General features: G+C 44.6%; 5 protein-coding genes. 1 reads left to right on the forward strand and 4 read right to left on the reverse strand.

Annotated features, from left to right (window positions below):
• Positions 1-708: 708 nt before the first annotated feature.
• Positions 709-1,179, reverse strand: a complete 471-nt coding sequence (gene tsaE / locus O9323_RS15125; RefSeq protein WP_288125373.1) for a tRNA (adenosine(37)-N6)-threonylcarbamoyltransferase complex ATPase subunit type 1 TsaE — start codon at positions 1,177-1,179, stop codon at positions 709-711.
• A gap of 338 nt (positions 1,180-1,517) precedes the next feature.
• On the opposite strand from tsaE, the gene O9323_RS15130 reads away from it, so the two are divergent.
• Positions 1,518-2,717, forward strand: coding sequence for a lipid-A-disaccharide synthase-related protein (locus O9323_RS15130; protein WP_149106872.1), 1,200 nt, complete (start codon positions 1,518-1,520; stop codon positions 2,715-2,717).
• Here the strand turns inward: O9323_RS15130 and O9323_RS15135 are convergent.
• The 3 genes from O9323_RS15135 to O9323_RS15145 form a co-directional block, all read right to left on the reverse strand.
• Positions 2,714-4,294: a glycoside hydrolase family 3 N-terminal domain-containing protein gene (locus O9323_RS15135; protein ID WP_288125374.1), complete on the reverse strand. Its 1,581-nt coding sequence runs from the start codon at positions 4,292-4,294 to the stop codon at positions 2,714-2,716. The genes O9323_RS15130 and O9323_RS15135 overlap by 4 nt on opposite strands.
• A gap of 232 nt (positions 4,295-4,526) precedes the next feature.
• Complete coding sequence (gene rbfA, locus O9323_RS15140) at positions 4,527-4,919, reverse strand: 30S ribosome-binding factor RbfA (protein ID WP_002751761.1); 393 nt, start codon at positions 4,917-4,919, stop codon at positions 4,527-4,529.
• 41 nt (positions 4,920-4,960) lie between these two features.
• On the reverse strand, positions 4,961-5,158 hold the full coding sequence (locus tag O9323_RS15145) for a DUF751 family protein (protein WP_002737592.1): 198 nt from the start codon (positions 5,156-5,158) through the stop codon (positions 4,961-4,963).
• Between the last annotated feature and the right edge of the window lie 772 nt (positions 5,159-5,930).

The following is a 5,930-nucleotide window of genomic DNA, read 5'->3' on the forward strand; positions in this document are numbered from 1 at the left end:
CACTCTTAATCGTGTCTTGGAACGAAATAGAGGCTTTTAAAGACCGCGTACATGGAGAATTAAAACAAGAATTACCCTCGAAAAGCCTATTTTTCTACTAAGTATTTATGCTCATTGCAAAGGTGAGATGCTCCCTTATAATTAACACTCGATCGCTTCTTTTTTTCTTTTCACGATTCCCTAGGAGGGGAAAGGGTCAACCACTGCCAAAACCGATCAGACATCAAGATAGAAGATAAATCTAAAGAAAGTGTGAAATTAGCAGAAATTGCCGATTTTTTTAGTATTATATCTCTGAAAGGCAGATAGTTTCCCGGTGAGAACGACAAATTGAAGGTAAAAAAATAGTTATTTTTTTACATCTTAGAAGTAGGGTTTGCTGAATAAATGTGAAATGTAGGCAAGGTAAGAGTTTTGTGGCTTTTCTCGCGAAACAGGTGCAAGATTTTGAGAGAATCGTCGTTCAAAACCTTGCGTCTTCATCGGCCCGCGTCGGTGTAGGGGCGAAGCATTCGGGCAATAACCTATCGGTGAAACCAGAGATTTTCTATCCGAATGCTTCGCCCGTACTTTTTGCCGCAAACCCTAAGTAGTTAGATGTTAAAAACTATCAGTTCCCTCCTTATCAAGGGGGGATTAAGGGGGGATCGAACCCAACATCTATCTTAGATGCCGAGAGTTACCGCTAAAGTTTGATTGCTTAAAGAGTCAAGTGCTGATAGCGATTCCTGTGGGGTCGCTATTTTTTTCGTTCCCACCGACAAAATTGAGCAGCGCTCGTCGTCCCTGATCGCCTCGATCGAGTAAAGTAATCTCTAGATAATTTTCCGGCAAAAAAGTTAAACGTTCTGACCATTCGATCGCCACTATCCCTAAATCTACCTCGATTCCCTGCCAATAATTTTCTAGGTACAGGGCCTCGATATCTTGACCCTGCAAACGATACAAATCCAAATGATACAAAGGAAGGCGGCCTTCGCTATACTCGTTAACGAGGGTGAAGGTAGGACTAGCTATAGGCTCTTGAATACCCAATCCTAGGCCAATTCCCTGTACTAAGGTGGTTTTTCCCGCTCCCAAATCGCCTTTTAATAAAATTACACTGCCAGAGGCCAAGGTTTGCCCCAGTTTTTCGCCTAAATTGACAGTAGCTTCTCGATCGGGTAAGTCGATAATCATTTTTTCCCGTTAGGATGCCAATTAACCACTGATTCTAATATAGCGATCAGAGCAGGTTTCTGACCTTCTTGGCTCTGGGGGGCCAAATTTGGTCTTTTGATCGAGAAAAATAGAAGCAGTTAAACTCATCTCTTATCTCTTAGTCTTGCCTTTGGTCAAATAGTCCCTATCAAGACAGAGATAAGCGATCGGCGAAACCTTCTGATAGATTAGACTAAATGGGAGTTGGTTAACTGCTTTTATAAAATTGATTGTTCCCTAACCATCAGCATTGTCTGGGGTCGAAGGGAATAAAACAACCGAAGTTTAGGACTTTAAGCTAGAAGTTAAGAAAAAAAGTGAAATTATTATTTTTGAGTAATGGCCACGGTGAAGATGAGATCGCGATCCGGATTATTAAAAGACTGCAATCATCTCCCCACTGTCCGGATATTACTGCTTTACCCCTAGTGGGTAACGGTTATGCTTATACTCGTCTGGGGATTCCCCTGCTCGATCGAGGTCAAAAAATGCCCTCTGGGGGTTTTATCACCAGGGATGTCAAACAATTATGGCGAGATCTGCGGGAGGGATTATTAGGATTAACCTCCCGTCAATACCGTCTGGTCAGAAATTGGGGCCAAGAAAGGGGAAAAATTGTTGCGGTGGGAGATATCTTACCCCTTGCCCTTGCTTGGTTAAGCGGGACAGATTATGCTTTTGTGGGAACGGCTAAATCAGAATACTATCTCCGGGATGAGCGGGGATGGTTAGATAGTAGCTCGATCATCGATCGCCTCTGGGGTTCCTACTATTATCCCTGGGAACGCTGGTTAATGGCTCATCCTCGCTGTCGGGGGGTTTTTCCCCGGGATAGTTTAACTAGCAAAATTTTACAACAGTGGTCAATTGCCGTTGTCGATGGGGGTAATCCGATGATGGATGACCTTTTACCCTCGATAACGGGCGATTTTCCCCAAGATTGCCTAAATATTCTGCTGCTACCCGGTTCGCGCTTTCCCGAATCTCTCCACAATTGGCAGCAAATTCTCGCAGCTGTGGCCGCCATTATCGGCCGTTTTCCCGATTACAAGCTGGAGTTTTTGTCGGCGATCGCTCCTTCTCTCCCCCCGGAATCTTTTACGGCTGCTTTAATTGACCGGGGTTGGCGAGAATATAGCACAAATAAGTTTATTTGTCAAGAGGTATTTATAACTATTTCTCAAAGGGATTACGCCGAATATTTAGGCCGTTGCCATCTAGCGATCGCCATGGCGGGAACTGCCACGGAACAGTTCGTCGGTTTGGGTAAACCGGCGATCACAATTGCGGGATCTGGACCACAATTTACTCCCCATTTTGCCAAACTGCAACAGCGTTTATTAGGCTGTTCAATTCTCTTGGGCGATAGTGCCGAGTCAGTGCCAGACAAGTTAGAATATTTATTACAAAATCCCCCACAGTGGCAAGAAATCGCCTTTAATGGTCGTCAGAGAATGGGTTCAGCTGGGGCTTCCGATCGCATTGCCCAATGGTTACTAGGCAATTTTTGCCCTTAAACGAAAGTATCGGTCTGATTTTCGCCGCTAGTGGTCCCCTCAAAAATAGTTTCTAGGGCGATTTTTTGGGCGCTTGGTTGTTGTCCGTAGCTGAAAAGATAGGGAATGTCTCCGCTTTGTTGACGAAACCACTGGAAAACGTAGGGACTACCATAAACAATCAATGCTTGAATTTGTCCAGTTTTCAGCAAAGCTTGATAGATAGCTTTCGTTTCGTCCCTTAATCCGGCACTACCCCGAAAAGGATTACCACGGATAAATACTTGTAGGAGAGTCGTTTCTGGGGAGACGAGGGACTGATTAAAGGTGCTACGGTCGATTATTTGGGTTTGATAACCCCATTGTCGGGGAATTGTCACCGCCGGACAAGAGCGATCGAGAAAGTCACAGTGGAGTAAATCATCGATAATGATTAAATTGCGGCCTTGAGTGGCTTTAATCGGTAAATTACCGCTAAATGTTTGGGAATCTTTTAAAATATCGCTGACAATCTCTAGAGCTTGCGGTGCCGCTAAACTACTTAAGGATTCTAAGGATGGCTGTCTTTGCCCTAATTTCTCTTTTGCTCGTTGAATACGCTGCCAAGAATCATTAATTCTGGCTTCGCTAATTGTACCCGCCTGCACAGCACTATACACCGCTTCGATCGCTTCGATCGGATCGGGAGGCATTAATAGTATATCGGCCCCCGCCTGTACCGCGCTCACTGCGATGGCGGCAGCACTGGCAATTTTAGTCACTCCTCCCATAATCAGGGCATCAGTGACGATTAAACCCTGAAAACCGAGATTTTGGCGCAGTTTTTCTCCGAGAATTTTCGAGGAAAGAGTGGCAGGAAATTCGGCATCCCAAGCGGGAATTAACAGATGGCCTGACATAATACTATCAACCCCTGACTCGATCGCCGCTTGAAAGGGGGGCAATTCGATCGCTTCTAGGCGATCATGATCGTGGTTGATAATGGGAAGATCGAGATGGGAGTCATTGCTGGTGTCACCGTGGCCCGGAAAATGTTTGGCCGTGGTCAAAACTGGATAGGAATCGGCCCCTAAAATAAAAGCTTGAGCTAGATTAGCGACGATTTCGGGAGTTTCAGCGAAGGAACGAATATTAATAACCGGATTGTCGGGATTATTGTTCACATCGACAATTGGGGCTAAAATCCAGTTAATCCCGATCGCTAGTGCTTCCTTAGCGGTAATTGCTCCCATTTCCATAGCATATTCTGTGGCTTTTGTCAAGCTTTTTTCGGCTATTTTTCCTAAAGCCATCGGGGGGGGAAACCAAGTGGCGCCGGAAAACCTTTGGCCGACTCCCTCCTCGATATCGGCAGCGATGAGGAGAGGATTATCGCCGGACCAACTTTGTAATTGTTGGCTGCGGAAAGCGATTTCGGCGGCGCTACCTCCTAATAGAATTACCCCACCGAGGTGGAGGGTTTCTAACCAATGTTTTAGGGTAGCGTTGACAGGTTCCCAAGCAGGATAGCGGATTTGTTGGTCAAAGAGATAGCCGGAAGCGCGGACTACTATCATCTGACCAATACGTTCTTTTAGGGATAAAATGCGATCGCTCACTATTCAGTTATCAGTTATCAGTTATCAGTTATCAGTTATCAGTTATCAGTTTCTGAAGGCAAGAGGCAAGAGGCAAAGGGCAGAATCTGGCAATTCTCCTACCTAAAAAGAAGGTTAGAAACTAAGCACATCAGAGATTCTCGCCTAACCAATTAGGTTTTAGTTTCTGGAAATTTATCAGGTTTAAGTTTTAAGTTGCCAGTTTTGCCTAAATTTAGTTATCCTCTACTGGTCACTGGTCACTGATAGCGGAATCGTCATCTTCTGGGGGTCGATCGCTTTTAATATGATCAAGAAGGTGTAACATTCGATCGCCGCGTTCAAGGGAAGAATCTTCTAGGAAGACCACTTCGGGGGTACGTCTCAGACGGATGCGTTGGCCCAGTTCACGTCGGACGAATCCCGCAGCCGCTTTTAAACCGGCCATAGTTTCGGCCTTTGCATCTTTGTTGCCGTAGATAGACACAAAAATCCTAGCGTGTTGTAGGTCGTGGGAGAGATCTACATCGGTAACGCTAACCATACCGGCACCGACGCGATCATCTTTAATTTCCATTAATAACATTTGGCTGACCTCGCGCTTAATTAGCGAGGACACGCGAGATACTCGACGATCATTGGCCATAATTTTCGTCCCCTAAAAACAGCGAAACCTTTACCATTGTATCAAGCTAATCCGAGCATGGCTTTGAGGGTGAAATAAAGAAAGGCGAAAGTTCCCCCCAGAAAACCCACAAGTGCGATCGCTGTGAGGGGATTTTTTAATAAAGGGGCCAACCAGCCAAAAAAGGCGAAGAAAATCCCTAAACTAAAGCTAATCAGATAGCGGGGGTAACGGCTCACGTTATCAAAAAAGTCGCCCATAAATTTTATTTATTATCTTTGTCCGTAAGCAATTATAGCAGTAAGCTTCGATGCTGCCACGCCGCTCGATTAATGAGACTTAACAGAATCCCTAGACTTTTGTACTATTTAGTGGTATAACTATCTGGCTGGAGAAAAATACAGAATCGCTCCACTCTAGATAAGTAGCTGGTTATAATTAAATTAAAAATGGATTTTAGGTTCGATCCCCCCTGCCCCCCTTGATAAGGGGGGTGCCGATAGGCGGGGGGATCTGATAACTTTTAACGCCTACCTACTTACAGTTAAGGGTAGAGCCATTTTCAAGATCGTGACGGGCATCGATCGATTCCTGAATGCGGGCTAACCAAAAGAGGATAATTAATAGCCAGATGACAGCGATCGAATATCGAATCTTTGTGGAGAGAGTCAGGAATTTCTCCGACTAATAAGGGATTTTTAAAACTTAGCTCCAAACTAACTTTTGGATGGCTGCAAGGTTGGCATTGATACCTTAATTCAGCAACGACTAAGAATGCGGTGCTGGGGTAGAGGGTGATTATAGCGGTTCTCGCATCTGTGCGGCACACTTAAACCTTTGCTGATTAAGCTGTTCAGGATCGGGAATGTACCTCTTGTGAATCAGAAACGCTATAAGTAGTCATGCAAAATTAATTACCCAAATAAAAAATTAAGAAGTATAATACATAAAAAAACGAAGCAGCAGGAAAATACAATGAGATTGATTAGAGACCTAAACCCCGAGAGCCAGAAAATGCTAGAGAGAATTTAT

Source organism: Microcystis sp. LE19-131.1A, from assembly GCF_027532015.1.
Taxonomy (GTDB): Bacteria; Cyanobacteriota; Cyanobacteriia; order Cyanobacteriales; family Microcystaceae; genus Microcystis; species Microcystis ichthyoblabe_A.